The 18560-nt window shown below is 56.3% G+C and carries 19 protein-coding genes and 1 pseudogene; 8 read left to right on the forward strand and 12 right to left on the reverse strand.

What is annotated here, in order from left to right:
• The first annotated feature begins 174 nt into the window (after positions 1 to 174).
• Positions 175 to 1137 carry a hypothetical protein gene (locus PACILC2_RS22425; RefSeq protein WP_213530974.1) on the forward strand — a complete coding sequence of 321 codons (963 nt, stop codon included), beginning with the start codon at positions 175 to 177 and terminating at the stop codon, positions 1135 to 1137.
• A 138-nt stretch (positions 1138 to 1275) separates the two neighbouring features.
• Here PACILC2_RS22425 and PACILC2_RS22430 read toward each other — a convergent pair whose 3' ends face one another.
• The 8 genes from PACILC2_RS22430 to PACILC2_RS22455 all read right to left on the reverse strand — a co-directional run bounded on the left by PACILC2_RS22430 (position 1276) and on the right by PACILC2_RS22455 (position 9350).
• Positions 1276 to 3051 (reverse strand): ABC transporter ATP-binding protein, encoded by a 1776-nt coding sequence (locus tag PACILC2_RS22430; protein WP_244863753.1) that lies wholly within the window; start codon positions 3049 to 3051, stop codon positions 1276 to 1278.
• On the reverse strand, positions 3048 to 3488 hold the full coding sequence (locus PACILC2_RS27500; RefSeq protein ID WP_244863754.1) for a hypothetical protein: 441 nt from the start codon (positions 3486 to 3488) through the stop codon (positions 3048 to 3050). Before PACILC2_RS27500 ends, PACILC2_RS22430 begins: the two co-directional genes overlap by 4 nt.
• A 22-nt stretch (positions 3489 to 3510) precedes the next feature.
• Positions 3511 to 4041 carry a DUF1854 domain-containing protein gene (locus tag PACILC2_RS22435; RefSeq protein WP_213530976.1) on the reverse strand — a complete coding sequence of 177 codons (531 nt, stop codon included), beginning with the start codon at positions 4039 to 4041 and terminating at the stop codon, positions 3511 to 3513.
• A complete protein-coding gene (locus tag PACILC2_RS22440) occupies positions 4038 to 5804 on the reverse strand; it encodes an ABC transporter ATP-binding protein (protein ID WP_244863755.1) in 1767 nt (588 codons plus the stop codon). The genes PACILC2_RS22435 and PACILC2_RS22440 overlap by 4 nt, the downstream gene beginning before the upstream one ends.
• A gap of 38 nt (positions 5805 to 5842) precedes the next feature.
• Positions 5843 to 6394: a hypothetical protein gene (locus tag PACILC2_RS27505; protein WP_244863756.1), complete on the reverse strand. Its 552-nt coding sequence runs from the start codon at positions 6392 to 6394 to the stop codon at positions 5843 to 5845.
• A gap of 55 nt (positions 6395 to 6449) precedes the next feature.
• Positions 6450 to 7160, reverse strand: coding sequence for a copper amine oxidase N-terminal domain-containing protein (locus tag PACILC2_RS22445; protein ID WP_213530978.1), 711 nt, complete (start codon positions 7158 to 7160; stop codon positions 6450 to 6452).
• Positions 7161 to 7288: 128 nt separating this feature from the next.
• Positions 7289 to 7675: a hypothetical protein gene (locus PACILC2_RS22450; RefSeq protein WP_213530980.1), complete on the reverse strand. Its 387-nt coding sequence runs from the start codon at positions 7673 to 7675 to the stop codon at positions 7289 to 7291.
• Between the two features lie 463 nt (positions 7676 to 8138).
• Positions 8139 to 9350: a Gfo/Idh/MocA family protein gene (locus PACILC2_RS22455; RefSeq protein ID WP_213530982.1), complete on the reverse strand. Its 1212-nt coding sequence runs from the start codon at positions 9348 to 9350 to the stop codon at positions 8139 to 8141.
• 151 nt (positions 9351 to 9501) lie between these two features.
• Here PACILC2_RS22455 and PACILC2_RS27510 point away from each other — a divergent pair, with 151 nt between their 5' ends.
• The 7 genes and pseudogenes from PACILC2_RS27510 (at position 9502) to PACILC2_RS22485 (ending at position 16950) form a co-directional block, all read left to right on the forward strand.
• Positions 9502 to 10068, forward strand: a complete 567-nt coding sequence (locus PACILC2_RS27510; protein WP_244863757.1) for a hypothetical protein — start codon at positions 9502 to 9504, stop codon at positions 10066 to 10068.
• Complete coding sequence (locus tag PACILC2_RS22460; protein ID WP_244863758.1) at positions 10065 to 11879, forward strand: helix-turn-helix domain-containing protein; 1815 nt, start codon at positions 10065 to 10067, stop codon at positions 11877 to 11879. The genes PACILC2_RS27510 and PACILC2_RS22460 overlap by 4 nt, the downstream gene beginning before the upstream one ends.
• Positions 11880 to 12119: 240 nt before the next feature.
• On the forward strand, positions 12120 to 12980 hold the full coding sequence (locus PACILC2_RS22465) for an ABC transporter permease (RefSeq protein WP_145977371.1): 861 nt from the start codon (positions 12120 to 12122) through the stop codon (positions 12978 to 12980).
• 16 nt (positions 12981 to 12996) lie between these two features.
• Positions 12997 to 13856, forward strand: a pseudogene (locus tag PACILC2_RS28950) (carbohydrate ABC transporter permease).
• Between the two features lie 77 nt (positions 13857 to 13933).
• The gene (locus PACILC2_RS22475) at positions 13934 to 15490 is read left to right on the forward strand and encodes an extracellular solute-binding protein (protein WP_372447210.1); all 1557 of its coding nucleotides are present in this window, start codon (positions 13934 to 13936) and stop codon (positions 15488 to 15490) included.
• Positions 15491 to 15519: 29 nt separating this feature from the next.
• Positions 15520 to 16572 (forward strand): amidohydrolase family protein, encoded by a 1053-nt coding sequence (locus tag PACILC2_RS22480; protein WP_213530986.1) that lies wholly within the window; start codon positions 15520 to 15522, stop codon positions 16570 to 16572.
• Positions 16573 to 16593: 21 nt separating this feature from the next.
• A complete protein-coding gene (locus PACILC2_RS22485; protein ID WP_062494332.1) occupies positions 16594 to 16950 on the forward strand; it encodes a Rieske (2Fe-2S) protein in 357 nt (118 codons plus the stop codon).
• A gap of 101 nt (positions 16951 to 17051) precedes the next feature.
• Here the strand turns inward: PACILC2_RS22485 and PACILC2_RS22490 are convergent, their stop codons facing one another.
• The 4 genes from PACILC2_RS22490 to PACILC2_RS27525 are packed head-to-tail and all read right to left on the reverse strand — an operon-like array spanning position 17052 to position 18509.
• On the reverse strand, positions 17052 to 17576 hold the full coding sequence (locus PACILC2_RS22490) for an STAS domain-containing protein (protein ID WP_213530988.1): 525 nt from the start codon (positions 17574 to 17576) through the stop codon (positions 17052 to 17054).
• A gap of 35 nt (positions 17577 to 17611) precedes the next feature.
• Positions 17612 to 17815, reverse strand: coding sequence for a hypothetical protein (locus PACILC2_RS22495; RefSeq protein WP_213530990.1), 204 nt, complete (start codon positions 17813 to 17815; stop codon positions 17612 to 17614).
• Positions 17809 to 18366, reverse strand: a complete 558-nt coding sequence (locus tag PACILC2_RS22500) for an ATP-binding protein (protein WP_244863760.1) — start codon at positions 18364 to 18366, stop codon at positions 17809 to 17811. Before PACILC2_RS22500 ends, PACILC2_RS22495 begins: the two co-directional genes overlap by 7 nt.
• Positions 18367 to 18404: 38 nt before the next feature.
• Positions 18405 to 18509 (reverse strand): histidine kinase dimerization/phospho-acceptor domain-containing protein, encoded by a 105-nt coding sequence (locus PACILC2_RS27525; protein WP_307860683.1) that lies wholly within the window; start codon positions 18507 to 18509, stop codon positions 18405 to 18407.
• Between the last annotated feature and the right edge of the window lie 51 nt (positions 18510 to 18560).

Below are 18560 nucleotides of genomic sequence, written 5' to 3' on the forward strand. Positions count from 1 at the left end.
AAAAAAACTCCATTAGATATGATTGACGGGAAATTTTTTTAAAAGTTTGCAAGTTGGAAACATTTCGATATGGTTGCGAAACATGCGGGGGGTAAGATCGGTTCATGAAAGGGGCGGACGAAACCGCCCGGTTGACAGGAGGAGATTGATAATGAAACATAACGGTTCGAAAAAATGAGGATTTGGACGGCTGCGTCGCTCGCCGCTTTGACGCTGACCGCCGGAACGGTCTATACGGTTTCGGCCGTCCGGGCGGATGGGCTTTCGGCCGCCGCGGCCGGAAGCGCTGCGGTCCATGCTTCCGCCGCAGCGCAGGCCGCCGCGGCAAGCAGCACCGCAGCCGACAAAATCGTCGATCAGTACAATGCGCTGCTGAAGAAGCGGGGCCAACTGCCGCAAGCGTTCGCTTTCTTGAACAAGCATATCGGCGACGTATCCAAACGCCAGGCGACGCTGATGACGCTCCATCTCGAGAACGCCGTCAAAAAGGCGCTGCCGGCTATGGAAGCGCGTTTTAACTCCACATCCGTTCAAACCGCGATCTTCAAAGTGTACCGTTTCGGCGACGATTTTGCTGACGTGATCAAGCGGACAAAAGACCGGAAGCTGATCGCGCTGCTGAAAGAGGCGGACGCAAGCGGCTACAAGCTGGAAACGGCCGAAGGGATGTTCTTCCCGATCGTCGACTATACGAAGTTCCGGAAATACGGCGCGTATGTTAATCCCGACATTAAGGCTTACTTCGATATTATGGCCGTGGAATCGGAAAAAGCCGTCGCCAAGGATGCGGCGCTGACGATCGGCTATCAGGAGCTTGTCAACCGGACATTGTCCATGGAACAGTTCGTCGCGAAATATCCGTATTCCAACCGGGCAGCCCAGGTGAAGACGCTGTTCGACCGCTACAAACTGTTTACGTTCTATGGACTCAGCAATACGCCGCTGTTCGACTACAACACCAAGACAATCATGCCGAACGCCAAAAAAGGCTATACGCTCGTCCTGCAGTATAACAAGCCGTCGTCAAGCGAATACTTGACTTTGTTGCAGAAGTTCATGAAACTGCTCAAGGACGAAAACTACAAGCTGACGGCGAAGGTCGAAGCGTTCCGCAGCGCCAACATCCCGATCGAATAATATCCGCATAAGCCGGGCGGCTCCCTTGTCTATGAAGACAGGGAGCCGCCCTTTGACAATCTTCTCATTGAAACCAGGCTTCATTTCTTCCCGCCATCTCGTCCGATACGGACAGCCCGCCTTCGCTGCGTGCTTCTCTCACACAGCCGCCGGCTGGCCGCTCTTCTTGGCCATGCCGCGCTGGGCGGTCACGAGCTTGTAATAAATGCCCCGTTTCTCCATCAGCTCATTATGGGTGCCGACTTCGGCTACCCGCCCCTTATCCAGCACGAGCAGCCTGTCGGCATTGCGCAATGTCGTGAGCCGGTGCGCAATGGCGATCGTCGTGCGGTTCTGCGTCACCCGCTTGAGCGCTTCCTGAATGGCCGTCTCGGTATCGATATCGAGGGATGCGGTCGCTTCGTCCAGAATAAGAATGCGCGGATCGTTCAGCACCGCCCTCGCGATCGCGAGCCGCTGGCGCTCGCCGCCGGACAGATTGTTGCCGTTCTCCTCGAGACGCGTATCGTAACCGTCCGGAAGCTGGATAATGAAATCATGCGCGTTCGCGATTTTGGCCGCCCGGATAATGTCCTCCAGCGTGGCGTCCGGCTTCGAATACCGGATGTTCTCCGCGATCGTTCCGCTGAACAGAAACGTCTCCTGCAGCACGACCCCGATCTGCGAACGCAAGTCTTCCTGCCGGATGGACCGGATGTCGACCCCGTCGATCAGTATGGCGCCCTCGTTCACGTCGTAGAAACGGGTCACGAGATTGATCAGCGTCGACTTCCCCGCCCCGGAATGGCCGACGAGTCCGATCATTTCCCCCGGCTTGATTTCAATATCGATATCCTTCAGCACCGGTTCGTACGATTTGTAGCCGAAGACGACATTGCGAAACGTAATGGCGCCCCGGATCTTATGCTCCACGGCATGCTCGGAATCGAGCACTTCCGGCTGCTCGTCGATAACCGAGAACACCCGGTGGATGGAGATGACGGCGTTCGCCACCCAACGCGGCATAAACATCAGCCAGGCGATCGGACCGAATATCATCGACGCGTACGCGCTGAACTGGATCAGTTCCCCGACGTTCATCTCCCGGCCGATAATCATATAGCAGCCGATCATCAGGACAAGATATTGTCCGAGCTGGATCAAGTAGTTCGAAATCGGCGACAGGATGCTGAACAGCTTCTCGCTCTTGATCGCAGCGGCGGCGAATTCGCTGTTGTACGCCCTGAACCGCCGGATTTCCCGCTCTTCCTTGCCGAACGCCTTGACGACCCGGATCCCGCTCAGCACATCGTGCAGGAAGGAATTCGCTTTATCGGAAATGCGCCATTGCTTGTGAAACAGCTTTCGGAGCACGTATCTCCAAATATAATAGTGCAAATAGGCAACGAACGGAGCCGGCAGCAACACGACGAACGCAAGCCGCCAATCGGCGGAAAAGAGCAGGTACGCGGACGCGACGAGAATGATCAGCTGAAAAATGGCCGTCGTGCACATTTCCTGAATCAGATGACGGATGCGGTCCGTATCGGCCGTCACCCGGTTCATAATGTCCCCGGCCCGCTGCGACGTCAAAAAACCGAGCGACAAGTTTTGAATCTTATCGAACACCGTCTTGCGCAGGTCGGCCGCGATGCCCGAGCTGACGCTCGCCATAATCCGGCTTCTCGCGATGCCGAGCAGCTCGCCGCATGCCAGCACAAGCAGCATCCCGGTCAAGGCAAGGAAGAACATCCGGACGCTCGCGCTCTGCCCTTCCGGCGGCTGCAGTGCGGAGTTGACGATCAGCTTCTGAAAGTACGGGCCGGCCATCGCGAGGGCGGAAGAGACGATCAGTACGCCCAGTCCGAGCGCGAGCTTCCGCCAATGTCCCTTTGATACGAGAAACAGCCTTTTGAAAGCGGCCGCCTTGTTCATGCAGCGCGGACAAACCGGGTACCCGGCACGAGCGGGCCGCCGCATTGAACGCAGACGGGCTCCGCCTCGTTGTTGTAGATGCGGATTTTTCGCTTTGCGGCCATATCGTTCAAAATTTGCGCGATGTAGCCGTACCTTGCCGCATGCTGCATCGTCACCCGGACGATAATGCGCTTCGTTCCGCTTTCCGACGCTTCGAGCACCGCATTGCCGACGAACGGCACGATTTTGTAATCGCAGGCGTCCGCGATGAGGCCGCTGTCCCGCGTCTCGCCGTTCTCCACATACGCCCACTTGTCGCGGCCGATCACCAGATAGCCGTTCACCCGTCGGCCTTCAAGCGACAGATCGGCGGGCACGCTGTAGGCGATATCCGCTCCTACCGCTCGCTTCGCCGCTGCCAAATCCCGTTCCGGGAGCGAAAAATTCAGGTTCATGGAAACCTCCGTTGCTTGTCGGTTACAAGCGCATTTCGACCATCCGGTATTCCTTCTCGCTCAGCTGATCCAGCCGGGGAATGACGAACCGGTTGCCGTCGACATCGGTGATCAGCAGCCGGTTCTCCGCCGCAAACTTGACGTTGCCGCCGCCGTTTCGCACCGTAAACCGGCAAAGCCCGGCCGTCGTTTCCGCTTCCCAGTACGAATAGCCGAACTCCTCCTTCACGGCGACGACCTTCGTAATTTCCGGCGTAAAATAACGGATGGCCATCTGCCGCTCGAGCAGGGCGGCCGTTTCCGGCGGAAAGTCGTCCAAATTGCGGATCATGCCGATCTCCTTGTTGTCCGCCGTCCGGATCGACAGATAGACCCGCCGGTTCGTATGCGGAAAGGAGCAATGCACATACACCGGCGAGTGCTCCTCGCCGTCCGTTTTGACAGCGAGCAGATGGCCCGGCGTCTCGGCAAATTCCGCATTCTCCTTCGTCAAGTACCGGATTCTGGCCGCGTCGGCGAGTTCCGTCTTTCCAACGTTTCCGTCTTGCGTCACGCGATCACCCCCTCCTTCATCTTGAGCGCTTCGTCATGCTTCCGGACAAGATCGTGGTAGGCGCCTTTCCTCTCCATCAGCTCGTCGTGGGTGCCGGCTTCGACGACCTTGCCGCGATCCATGACGACCAAATAATCGGCATTGCGGAGCGTGGACAGCCGGTGCGCGATCGCGATCGTCGTCCGGCCCTTGACGAGCGAATCGAGCGCCTCCTGGATTTGCAGCTCCGTCTCCGTATCGAGCGAAGCGGTCGCCTCGTCCAGAATAAGCACCTTCGGATTGTGCAGCACGGCCCGCGCGATCGACAGCCGCTGCTTCTCCCCGCCGGACAGGTTGTAGCCGCCCGAGCCGACCAGTGTATCGTAGCCGTCCGGCAGCTTCTCGATGAAATCGTGCGCGTTGGCGATTTTGGCGGCATGGATAATATCTTCCGTCGTGCAGTCGGGGTTCGCGTACGCGATATTCTCCGCGATGGTGCCCGAGAACACATAGACGTCCTGGGAGACGATGCCGATATGGCTGCGCAAGGAGGCCATCGAGATGTCTTTGACATTGACGCCGTCGATGCGGATTTCGCCTTCCGTCACGTCGTACAGGCGGGAGATCAGGTTGACGAGCGTCGATTTTCCCGCTCCCGAATGGCCGACGACGCCGATCATCTGACCTGGCTTTGCGCGCAGGGACACATTTTTCAAAATCGCCTTGTTCGGCTCGTATCCGAACGTGACGTTGTTCACCTCGATATCGCCTTTCATATCCGGCAGACGGACCGCATCGGGCCGTTCCGCGACGTCGGGCACGGCGTCCTGGATTTCGAAGATGCGCTGCGCCGCCGCCATGCAGTACGACCACCAGCCGACGATGTTGTTCATAAACTGGATCGGCCCGTACAGCATGTACATATAATTGACGAACGTCAGAACGGCACCGAACGACATCTGGCCCTGCATCACCTTCCAGCCGCCGAACGCCCAGATCAGAATTCCGCCCGTCTGGGTAAGCAGATTCAGAACGGGAAAGACCGTCCCGCTCATTTTGTTGAAATTTTGTTCCGCGCCGGAGAACGCGTCGTTGGCCCGCTGGAACCGGCCGATCTCCATCTGCTCCTTGCCGAAAGCTTTGACGACCCGCGAGCCGCGGATCGTATCGCTGATGATCGAATTGAGCGCGCTCACTCGCCGGTGTCTGCGCCAGGACAGCCGCCACAATTTCGGAAACGCTTTCCGGACGAGCCAGAAAACGAGCGGCATCGGAATGAGGCAAATGAGCGTCAGCCGCCAGTCCATCCATAACAGCACGGCGGCAATGCCGATAATATTCATCGCGTTGACAATGAAGTAGGACATTCCGTCGACGAAAAAATATTGCAGCTCGTGCGCGTCGTTGTTCACCCGGGTCATCAGGTGGCCGGTCTGCTTTCGCATGAAGAAATCGAGCGAAAGCCGCTGCATCGCGGTAAAAACGGACGATTTCAAATCGAAGGCGACATTCGCCGCCAGCTTCGCGATCATGATGCCGAACATAACGCCGAACAGCAGCGAGAGCGTCCGGAACGCGATGATGACCAGAATGACAAGGCCGATCTTGCCCGCGAACGTCCCGGTTCCGGCCAGCGCCTGGTCGAACAGCACCGTTCCCTGAAAATAAGGGATGACCAGCCCTGTCGCCGAGTTCAGCAGCATGAAAAGAACAATAAAAAACAAGGACAGCTTGTATTTTCCGGCGAGCGACAGCAGCCGGATAAAAATGGCGTGCTTCTTCATGCACCTCGGGCACACTTGACGGCCTTCCTCGGGATAGATCATCCGGCATTTCGGACAGGTTGCGCCGCTATGATCGCCGTCCAGCTCCCGGATATCGATCTCTTCATTTTCTTCAGCTTCTCGAATGCCGCCGCCAGCTTCGCGGCTTGCTTCATGTGCCCGTTGGTGAACGCCCCCGCAATTCGTTCCTCCGATGCCGAATCCTTCATGACGACCATGCCGGAAGCGACCAGATTGACGATGGAAACGGATTCAATCCGATCGATTCCGATGCGCTCGACTTCCCATGCGGCAGGCTTGGCCGGAGACGGCCGATTCGCGGATTTGCGCAGCACGGCGTAGCCTTTGAATGTCTTCTCGCTTGACGGCTCCCGGCTGCCGGAGAAGATGAACAGATGCTCCCGGAGCAAAACCAGATACGTGTCCGCAAAGCCGCCGTCCAGCATCCGGTCGCAAACCGTCCAGCAAACGATATCCTCCTCCGCCGCTTCATACTGCTTGAGCAAGGATACGATCTCATTCGGAAGTATCGTCATCAACTCTTTCGATTTTCGATATTTGACATGCTTTTTCCAGCCTTTATCATACACCTTCCACTTCTTCCGGGAAAGAGAAATTTTGCATTTTAATCATTTTGCATTTTATTCATTTTGATCGAAAAAAGAACGGTTTTGGCTCCTCTTTCAATTGCTTCCGCGACAGAAGCCGTTCCCGGTCGATCCGGTACGCCAGCCCTTTACCGTCGGTCCGCTCCATGATGACGGTATACGCTTTGGTCAGCAGCTGGTATTTCGCGTCGTCGACCGGATCGTGGACCGAATACCGCACGGCGATTTCATAGATCGGCCGCCCGTCCGCATCCTCGCCCGCAAGTCTGCCGTCGACGATCTCGTACCTGACGATGGCTCTTGCGGAAGAACCGACCAGACCGGAGATCGGATGCCAAACCCGGCTGTCTTCTTTCAAAGCCTGCCTGGACAGCAACGCTTTGAAATCTTCATCCGCGTCGTAAAAGCCTGAATATGCCCCTTGCAGCGCCGCCATATAGCGGTTCACGACATTGACCGCGTCCAGATTCGACGGCAAGGAAGGGAATGTGCCGTCGTTCCAGACCCCGCCCGCAACACCATCAATGCGCACTTCCTTGCGGCCGGCGTTCCACGATACGTCCGCGCCCAGCGCTTCGGACACCAGTCTGACCGGCACGTAAACCTGTCCGTTCTGCACGTAGGCCGCCGCCTCCTTGACCGCCGTCCCGTTGACGTACAGCGATATTTTGCCCGCCGAATAGGCAACGGAGCCTGTCAGCAGCAAACTTCCGAGCCATAATACGACCATCCGCTTCATCTTTCGCATTTTTCCGCAGCCTCCCATAAAGTGGTAAATCATCATTTCTACTATGGACGCCGGTCCGTGGGCGAAAGTTGCATCGTCACAGGCTCGGCACAACCGGAAAGAAAAAATCGGTTGATGACGAGTTAAGATCAGGGAAGAGAGGAAAATAGCTGCTCGACATGCCTCGCTTTTCGATTCGGAACAGCGAGAATGTCGGTAGAGGAGGACTTGCGATTTGAAGCGAAACACGGCGGCGGTCGGAAGCATCGCTGATCCGTGCGAACGAATCGGTGAAGATCGGATTTACCGTCCCCGCGGAACACGCGCCCGACCGCCCGCTCTATGTCGTTTTTGAAAGCTGGGGCATAAGCGGCAATAATACGGAAGAAATGAGAGCCGTAACGGTTACCGAACCTTTGCCGGTTTCCTGAACATGTACGAGGAGGGGTGAAAATGAAATGGAAAAAGCGCATGACGATCGCATCCGTCGCAATCGCCGGCGCTTTGACTGCGGGGGTTTTGTCCACTTTCGCCATTGCGCCGCTCGCCTCAACGACTAACGAAATAAAAGAAGAACGGAAGGCCAACCTGGCCCTCGAGCAAAAAGTTCTGGTTCTCGTCGGAGAAACGGCGATTACAAACGTCGACCTGGCCAACTACAAGTCCTACAGGAAGATCGACAATGTCGACGCTTCCGATGAGGAGCTTCTGAAAGAATTGATCACGGAACAATTGTTGCTCCAGCTTGCCAAAGAAAAAAAGGTTTACGCAACATGGGATCAAGGGATGGCGGAAGCGAAGAAGAATCGGGAAATCCTTGAATCCCGGTCGCAGGAAGTTCAGGATGTGCAACACAAGTTTATTGAATTGACCGGACTGACCGCTTTACGTTTCATTAATGCGAATGGAAGACGCGCGCCGGCGCCGCGTCTTCAGACGGTTTTCAACCGCTTATTCGAAGAGGCCGGACCTCTTGCCCGCCCCGGCGGGCGGCCATTCCTAAAACCGGAACGGCTCCCGGCTCATCCATTTGCCGTTCGTAAAATCGGGAATCGCCACCGGATGGCCGCCCAGGGCGATCGACTCCTCGGACAGCGCGGTAATGCACATCCACGCCGCCATGTCGTACACGTCGAGCGGCGTTTCGGTCCCGTTCCGGACGCTCTTGAAGAAGTCCTCGAAAACGAGCCAGTCCATGCCGCCGTGTCCGCCCTTCACCCCCTCTTCGGTAAAACGCTTCCATATAGGATGCTCGTACCGCTCCCTGAAGCTTTCCGCGTTGCCCCAATGGTCTTTCCAATCGTTATGCGCCTCGTCGTGCTGCCCGTCGATGAAGATCGACTGGTTTTCCTCCACGTACATCCCTTTCGTTCCTCTGACCGTAAAGCCCCTCGAATAATATCTCGGCAGCGTCGTGTCGAGCGTCAGCACGATCGTTTCGCCGCGCGCGCATTTGATAATCGTCGTCACGATGTCGCCCTGCATGAAATCGGTTGCGGCCAGCGCGCTGTCCGCGCCTTTCTCGCGCTTCACATACGCTTGGAGCCCTTTCGACTTGGAGGCCATCGAGACGAGCGACACCATCCGGTTGCCGCGGTTGATGCCGAGAATCGTGGCGATCGGCCCGAGCTCGTGGGTCGGATAATTTTCGCCATTGCGGTTCGTATAATGCCGCAGACGGTAATGCCGGTTTTCGTTGCCGTAAGCGATTTCGTGCCGCAAATCGTGGTGGTATCCGCCCGCGCAATGCACGATCTCGCCGAAAACGCCTTGTTTGACCATGTTCAGCACCATCAGCTCGTCGCGGCCGTAGCAGCAGTTTTCCATAATCATGCACGGCACCCGGGTCCGTTCGTACGTTTCGACCAGCTTCCAGCATTCCTGCACGGAGGCGGCGCCTCCCACTTCGCAAGCCGCGTATTTGCCCGCTTCCATCGCCGCGACGGCAATCTCGATATGCGCCTCCCACGACGCGCCGATCACGACGGCATCGACCGATTCGAGCGCCAGCACGTCTTCGTACCGCTTCGTTTCGAGCGGACGCTTCCCCTGCGCTTGCCCGACCTTGTCGGCGGCTTCCCGGATTCTGTCTTCATACAGGTCGCATACGGCTACAACTTCCACATCGTCCATTGGCAGAATGATATGTTCCAGCAGTCCCATGCCGCGGTGACCGAGTCCGATCATGCCGACTTTTACGTTATCCTTCATTCGCCATCCCACTCCTTCATCGCAAGGTCAATCTCCTGCTTCGACAAATTGTAATTCTCGCTGCGGCATGAAAATCCTTTTTTATCGCCGGAAATAAAAAAATTATCGCCTGCGCGCCGCCGCAGCTTCTGCCAAGCGAATCCCCGTCCTATTGTCCGGCCTGTCAACATACAATGACAAAAAAAGAGACCGGCTAAGGGGGACTTCGGAACGATATGCGCCTATTCAAATCCGGTACGATGAATATCGCCCTCTTCTGGCGTTTTTCGCCAGCTATTTCCTCCTCATCCTCACGCCTGTCGTGGCGGCCAGCGTCTTCACCTACTCGTTCGTCGTGCGCATCATCGAAAACGACGCGGCCAAACTGAGCAACAGCACGATGCGGAATTTTTCCGATCGAACCGACGCCCTGTTTTCCTCGCTCATGACGGGCATGATTCATACGCTTGGCGCCGCCAATCTGGCAAGCCTGCTCGCCGCAGCCGACGGCGCGCCGGAAAATCCGCATCACACCGAGCTTCTTCACGCCCTGATGGAACAGCTCGGCAAATTGGAGTCCGGCGAACTCGTTTCCAGCGCTTTTCTGTACGCCGCCGATCGGGATCTGGTCGTCGACTACCGGACCCATACCGGCAAAAAGATGTATTTCGCCCACTACTATCCGCTGGACCGGGCCGACCAGCCGGCGTTCTTCTCGCATTTCACCGGCAAAAAATGATGGTGTTCACCAAGCCGCATACCGTCCATCAGAAGCCGTTGTTCTCCGACAACGTCCTGTCTTCCCGTTCCCATATTTCCGCCTTGATGAGCTATCCGTTCAATACGTCCGTCCCCGACGCCTATCTCGCCGTCAACATCGACCGGGACAGGCTTCGCGAGCTGATCCGCATCCGCGAAAACTGGGTGACGGGAACGGCGATCGTCGACCGGTCGGGCCGGATCGTCAGCCAGGCGGGAAACGCCGCGCTCGCCGCCTCCGCCTGGCCGGAGACGATCCGCTCGAATGCGGAAGGTACGCTGGTCAGAAGCGGAAACGGACAGGCGTTGACGTTCATGAAGTCCCGCTTTCACGACGACTGGTACTATGTCAGCCTGATCGATCTGCAGACGCTGCTGAAGCCTGCCCGTCTCATCCGCACGATCAGCGCCGTGTTTCTCGGATTCGTGTTCATTCTCGGAAGCTTCGTTTCCTATTATTTAAGCCGCAAGCTGTATTCGCCGATCCGGGAAATCCGCACCGGACTGCAATCGCATCGCCGGGCCGACGAGCCGAAGACGCGGGAACGCAACGACTTCGATGTCATCAAGCGGTTTTCCAGCCTGATCATTTCCGAAAACAAAGAGCTGGCGCAGCTTGTCAGCGGCATGGTTCCGATCGTGAAGGAGCACTTTATTACCCAGCTTCTGCTCGGCGGATACCGCGATCGCCTGTCGATCGCCTGTTACGCCAAGGAGATCGACTTTCCGTACGAGCCCGAAGCGCAGCGAACCGTGCTCTGCATCGAACTCCAATACCGCTCGCATATGCAGGAGCGGCTTCCCGAGACGTCCAGAACGTTTCTGATGGCCGAGCTGAAAGAGAAGATCCGCAAGCTGCTCCCCGTCAGCGTCTGGCTGTGCCAGACGGAGCCCGGCTTGCTCGCCTGCGTCGTCCATCATGACGGACCGGGGCCGTTCGGTCCGAAGGAAGCCGCCGTTCTGATTCAGTCCATCCTGCCGCAGCCTTATTACAAAGCGGCCATCGGCATCGGCAAAACGGCGCATGCGATCGAAGAACTGCACAAGTCGTACCTCCATGCCCGGACGATGCTCCGGTACAAGGGGCTTCATCCGGAAGTGGAAATATGCAGCGAGGAGCAGGCGCCGGACGTCGATGTGCCGTGGGACAGCTTCCTGTCCGTCCATGAGGTCAATCTGATCTTCAATCGGGTCAAACAGCGGGACTTCGACGGCCTGCTGCAGTCCGTAGGCGAATTGCTGGATGCGGGAATGCGGCGGAACGCCAACGCGTTTCAGGTCAAATGTCTCTGCTCCGACGTGTTGAACACCTGGATTCGCGCCGCCGGCGCCGATCGCGGCGATTTCGGCATTTCCGTGTACGCCGCCATGTTCGACAGGCTCGAACGCTGCGCGACCTGGGACGAAATCCGGCAATGCTTCCGGGACATTCACGCCATGCTGTTCCGCAAGGAAGAGCCGGACGCCAGAAGCGTTCAGCTCGCCGATATATTGGCGCACATCCGGAACCACTACGGCGAGGAGTTGTCGATCGAACGTTACGCGGAGCAGATGGGCATGTCGGTCGGCCACTTCAGCCGCGTATTCAAAGAAGAGGTCGGCGAGAAATATGTGGAGTACATCGCCAGGGTGAGGCTCTCCGAGGCGAAGCGGCTGCTGCTCGATACGGATATGAAAATCGACGAGATCGCCGAGCGCGTCGGCTATTGGGGGCGCAGCTCCTTCATCCGCGTTTTCCGCCGGTACGAAGGCATTACACCCGCGCAGTACCGGAGCGCTTACCGCGCATGACCGTTTTTGCGCGCGTCTCTTTTTTTGCGCGGCTTTTGCGCGGCGTCCCGAATCGGGTCGCGGCATTCGCCCGGGGCAAATGCTGCGCCTTCAACAAAATATGCGCGCTTTACGGCGGCTTTCCGGATTCTTATCGTTAAGCCATAAGGAGGTGCGGGCGTGGAGAACCGGAGACGGCGATCATCCGGCGCATGGCAGGCAGTGCGGACGCTCCGGAAGTACCGCGTTTTCTATTTGCTCATGCTGCCCGGCATTCTGTATTATATCGTCTTCAAATATGTGCCCATGTACGGCATCATCATCGCGTTCCAGGATTTTTCGGTCGGACGGGGCATCTTCGGCAGCAAATTCGTCGGCATCAAGCATTTTATCGAGTTTTTCCACTATACGCCGGATTCCTGGAAGCTGATCCGCAACACGGTCATGCTGAACGTTTACGATCTGCTGTTTCATTTTCCGGCGCCGATCGCGCTCGCCCTGCTGTTCCATGAAATCCGGAACAAGGCGTTCAAGCGATTCGTGCAGAGCGTCAGCTATATGCCGCATTTCCTGTCGACGGTCGTCATCGCGGGCATTATCGTCATGTTTCTGTCGCCGACGACCGGCATCGTCAATTTCATTCTCGTCAAGCTGTTCGGGATGGAGCCGGTCATGTTTCTCGGCATGCCGGAGTGGTTCCGGACGATCTATATCGGTTCGGAAATATGGCAGAAGGTCGGCTGGGGCACCATCCTCTATTTGGCGGCTATCGCCGGCGTCGACCCGACCTTGTACGAGGCGGCCAAAATGGACGGCGCCAACCGCTTTCAGCAAATGCGGCACGTCACGTTCGTCGGCATGATTCCGGTCATGATCATCCTGTTCGTCCTCAATCTGGGGCAGTTCATGGAAGTCGGATTCCAGAAAATACTGCTGCTGTACAACCCGATGAACTACGAAACGTCGGACGTCATCAACACCTTCGTCTACCGGAGAGGCATTCTGGACGCCGACTTCAGCTTCGCCACGGCGGTCGGCCTGTTTCAGTCGGTGATCGGATTCGTGCTGGTCGTCATCGCCAATCGGCTCGCCCGAAAATATTCCGAGACCAGCTTGTGGTGACGCGGGAGGGAACCGGATGAAAATAAAGGAAAGCTGGGGTTCCAGACTGTTCGACGCGTGCAACGCGGTTCTGATGGTCATGCTTGCCGCCGCGATGCTGTATCCGATGGTCTTCGTCCTGTCGGCCTCGATCAGCGACAACGCGAAAGTCGTCAGCGGCCAGGTGCTGCTGTGGCCCAAATCGCTGTCGCTTGCCGCTTACGAACGGCTTGTGTTTAATCCGGACCTGTGGATCAGCTACTGGAACACGATCCGGTATACGACCGTTCATACCGCGCTGACGCTGATGGCGACGGCGGCCATGGCCTATCCGCTGGCGAAAAATGGCTGCCGGGACGAAGGTACGTGCTGCTGATGGCCGCTTTCACGATGCTGTTCAGCGGCGGCATGATTCCGACGTTTCTCGTCGTGCAGCGGCTCGGGCTGCTCGACACGATCTGGGCCATCGTCCTCCCCTCGCTCATCAGCACCTGGCATCTGTTCATTATGCGCACGTTTTTCGAAGCGCTGCCGGAGGAGCTGGAGGATGCCGCCACGATCGACGGCTGCGGCACGCTTCAGGTGCTGATCCGGATCGTGCTGCCATTGTCGCTGCCGGTGCTCGTGACGATCGGCTTGTATACGGCCGTCAATCAGTGGAACGCCTTTTTCGACGCGCTCATCTACCTTAACGACCGGAGCATGTATCCGCTGCAGCTGATGCTGCGCAACATTCTGATCGCGGGCTCCAATATTCAGGGCGAGGGCGATACGAGCTACATGGAGACGATGAAATACGCCATGATCATCATTGCGACGCTGCCGATTTTGTGCGTCTACCCGTTCGTTCAGAAATATTTCATTCAGGGCAGCATGATCGGCGGGATCAAGGGGTAACGGCGGATTCCCCGGGAATCCGCTTGATTAGCCGATAGATTCAATCACGGGGAGGTTGGAAGGTGAAGACGAAAAAGATGGCGCTCATGTTCTCTCTGCTTCTGATCGCCGGACTGGCGGCGGGCTGCAGCGGCGGCAAGGACAACAAAGGCACGGCGGAGGAAGGAGCGGAAGGCGGAACGGAAGGCGGAAAACCGGTCACCTTTTCCTGGCTCGTCTACGACCGGACCGAAGGCAAGGTGCGCGACGATTGGGAAATTTTCAAGGAGATCGAAGCGAAAACGGGCGTCAAAATCGATTTTCAGGTCGTCGGCCAGGAAGGAATCGAAGAGAAGAAACAAATTATGATCGCGACGAACTCGGTCACCGATTTCATTCAGGTGAGTACACAGGAAGGACGGGAGCACGGGCCGGAGAACGTGTTTCTGAATCTGGGGGAATACCTCGACATCGCCCCCAACTTGAAGGCGTTCTACGACAGCTATCCGGAAGCGAAGGCGGTCGCCACCGGACCGGACGGCGGCATCTACACCGTTCCGGTTCTCGAGGGCGATCCCGAGGGCAAAGGGTTCAACTTCGTCTGGATGGCCCGCAAGGACGTACTGGAGGAAGCCGGCATCAAGCCGCCTGCGACGCTGGACGAATTCTATCAAATGCTCAAGACGTTAAAGGAGAAATTTCCGGATTCGTACCCGCTCACCGCCAATTCGCCGATCGGCGATACGGGATTGTATACCGTGTTCGGGCGGGCGTTCACCGGCATCCAGGGCTTCTTCAATCTGGACCCGGAGACCGACGAGTACGCGTTCGCCCCGTACCGTGACGGATACCGGGAGGCGCTCGAATATTTGAACAGGCTGTACGCGGAAAAGCTGCTCGACCCCGAGTATTCGCTGCTGACGGGCGCGCAATGGGAAGAGCGGATACTGTCCGGCAAGTCGTTCCTCTCCTATTTCTGGAAGGCGGATATCGCGCCGCTGACCGAGAAAGGCCGCACGGCCAGCGGGAACGAGAATTTCGAGCTCGACGCGATCCCGCAGTTTGCCGCCGAAGGCATCCGCAACTACCAGTATTCGCGGCCGCTCGTCGGCGGCGTCGGCCGGGCCATATCGGCCAAGGTCAAGGATAAGGAAGCGGCGGTGAAATTCCTGGACTACCTGGTCGGCGACGAAGGGTCCGATTATTTGTCCCTCGGCATTCTCGGCAAGACGTACACGATCGAGGACGGCAAGCCGGTGTTCATGAAGGAATTCGGCAGCAGCCCGTATGTGCCGCTGCGCCGCGACTACGGCGTCTGGTACGACCATATTTCGCTCAACAACGCCAAAGCCCGCGCCGCCTGGGAGAACGGTCTGGACGAGAAGAGCAAGGCGATCAACGCCAGCTATGAGCCATACATTATTCCCGCACCGAAGGCGATCGTCAAGACCGAGGAAGAGATGGAGCTGGAGAAGTCGAGGCTGAACAACCTGAACAAATATTTGGAGCAGCAAATAACGGAATTCGTCACCGGCAAGACGCCGATCAACGACGAGACGTATCAGCGCTTCCTCGATCAGGCGAAGAAGCTTGGCGCCGACGACCTGCTGAACATGTACAATACGGCCTACAAGCGCACATACGGTTCCAAGTAAGCATTTCATCCGCAAAGGAGCTGACCGCCATGACAGACCTTGGCAAAGTGATCGACGTCGACGTCCACAACGAGCAGAACGACGCCGATCTCGTCCCCTACCTGCCCGAGCCTTGGCGGAGCAGGGTGGCGCGCAGCGGCGTCGGCTACTCGTACTCCGGGTATTACTCGCCCGTCGGCGTCATGCGCCGGGACGCGCTGCCGCCAGGCGGCGGCAAGGCGGGCTCGGACCCGGATCTGATCATCCGCCAGCTGATCGAGCCGTACAATGTCGAGTACGCTGTGCTGACCGGCGTCGTCTACAATATTTCGACGACTCACGATCCGGATTTCGCCGCCGCGATCTGCTCGGCATACAACGATTATCTGATCGCCGAATGGCTCGGCAAGCATCCGGCGTTCAAGGGGGCGATGGCGGTCGCCACGCAGGATCCGCAGCTGGCCGCCCGGGAGATCGACCGGATCGGCGGGCATCCCGACATCGTCGAGGTCATCATCTCCAGCGCGGCGCGGGCGCCGCTCGGCCAGCGCCAGTTCCACCCGATCTACGAAGCGGCCGAGCGCAACGGGCTGCCGGTCGCCCTCCACCCCGGCGCGGAAGGGGCGGGCAGCGCGACGGCGCCGACGGCGGCCGGCTACCCGACCTGGTATATCGAATGGCATACATGTCTGTCCCAGATGTTCATGGCCCATCTCGTCAGCATGGTATGCGAGGGGGTATTCGAGAAGTTTCCCCGGCTCAAGGTCGTGCTCGTCGAAGGCGGCATGGCGTGGCTGCCGCATCTGATGTGGCGGCTGGACAAAAACTACAAGGCGCTGCGCTCCCAGGTGCCGTGGCTGAAGAAGCTGCCGAGCCAATATATCCGCGAGCACTGCTACTTGTCGACCCAGCCGGTCGAGGAGCCGGACAATCCGCAGCATCTGGTCGACCTGCTTAATATGGTCGACGCCGAAAACATGCTGCTGTATTCGAGCGACTATCCGCACTGGGATTTCGACCCGCCGACCGTTCTGAAGCGGATGAGCCCGGAAGCGCGGCGCAAGGTGATGTACGAAAACGCCAGGCAGCTTTACCGGCTGTAACGGCGCGGTACGGAGGGAACGATGGCGGTACATTACGTGTTGGAAGAGAAGGACGTGCCCGAAGGCGGACGCGTCATCGTCAACGTGCAGGGGCGCGAAATCGGCGTTTACCGGATCGGCGGCCTGTTTTACGCCCTGTACAACTACTGTCCGCATCAGGGCGCGCCGCTGTGCGAAGGGATCGTATGCGGGACGACGATGCCGTCCGACGTGTACGCGTACGAGTACGGCCGGGCGGGCGAGATCGTCCGCTGCCCGTGGCACGGCTGGGAGTTCGACATCAAGACCGGCCGGTCGCTCGTAAGCGGGCGCATCCGCGCCAGAAGTTATCCGGTCGAACTGCGCGACGGCAAAATCGGCATCGTGATGAAAGGCTGAAGCGGGATTGAAAGCGGATACAAGGGGTTGTCCCGGGAGTCCTTGCACGGCTTGCACGGCTTGCACGGCGGTCTCGGGAACCCCTCTTGTCCAAATCTAATTTATTTATATTCCTCCAAGGCCTGTTGCAAAGTTGCTTTGGTATCAACCTTTTCAGTAAATGGGATCCCTAATTCGATCATTGTGTTTGCGATTTCCGGGCGAATGCCTGTTATAATCGCTTTACATCCGAGTAAACCGATCCCTTCTACAATTCGAAACAAATGTCCCACCACAGCCGTATCCATAAACGCAACACCTGATAAATCGATTATGATTTTTTGTAATTTCAGGCTAGCAATCTGATTTAATGTCCGTTCCTGAACTTTTTTAGCCCGATAGGTATCCAATGTGCCGACAATGGGCAACACCGCCATTGAAGCGGATAATGGAATAATTGGAACCGACAAAACATCGATCGTTTCGCGATGGGAACGAAGTAATTCATCCTTGTACTCGATATAACTCGAAAAATAATGGAAAATATAATGGTCCAACATATAATTGGTCTTTATTCCAAGTTGAAAAACACCCTCCATATCAAGTTTTACATGCTTGTGATAGTTATGCAAAAAATTCCAATACACTTTGCGAAACCCCTGAAGCAATTCCAGTTTTATGATCAAAGGAATATCGTTCTGTGCGCCATTTTTCCGAGTTCCTTAGCGAGCATAATCAGTTCGTGCTGCCGATCTTCAACTAAGAGTCTTGCCATTTTATTAAAAATTTCAACCACATTGATTTTAAACATGGAGTCTTCAATTAATTGAATCGTATCTTTAGTTTCTGCAGCAAACAACTCATTAAAGCGATCCTCGTTCAGCAAAAATATTCTTTAAAACTTTGACCTTTTACATATTGCAGATCCAAATCAACCGCCCCAATCTGTTCCGTAATCTTAGTTTGAAATTGAATAGTAAATGTAGTTCCAGTTCCTTCTCTACTTTTTACATCAATTGTACCTCCATGTTGGTAAATGGTCGAAAACACCTGAGTCAACCCCATTCCCGTGCCCTCATCTTTAGTTGTAAAGAAAGGGGTTCCTAACAGTTCAAGCTTTTCTTTAGGTACACCGACCCCCGTGTCAGAAATAATGGCATAAATAAAGTCACCCTCGCGGTAATGTTCAATTGTAATGATCCCTTCATTGGGAATGGCTTCGAAAGCATTTTTCAAGAGATTAAAAAATGCTTTCTTTAACTGATTTCTTTTTCCATAGATGATCTCATCTCTATTACGAAATTTTTTTACAATTTCTACCCGATAGATTTGATCCTGAAATAGATAGAGCAAAGACTCTAATTCTGAACAAAGATTAATGGCAACATAAGACTCATCTTCCAAGTCAGGTTTAGAAACCTGTAATAAATCTTGCAACGTAGAGATTGCCTGATCCAGTTCTGAACTAGCAAGATCTAAATAACTATGGGAAACCTCCTTTTTAGTAATTGCAGAAATCCCTTCACGGCTGTTAATGGGTTTCTAACTTCGTGTGCTATTCCCGCCGCTATTTGACCTATGGAAGCAAGACGGCTTAATGTATTATCCGTCTGCGAGACTTTTTTATTTTT

Source organism: Paenibacillus cisolokensis, assembly GCF_018403665.1.
GTDB classification, from domain to species: domain Bacteria; phylum Bacillota; class Bacilli; order Paenibacillales; family Paenibacillaceae; genus Paenibacillus_AH; species Paenibacillus_AH cisolokensis.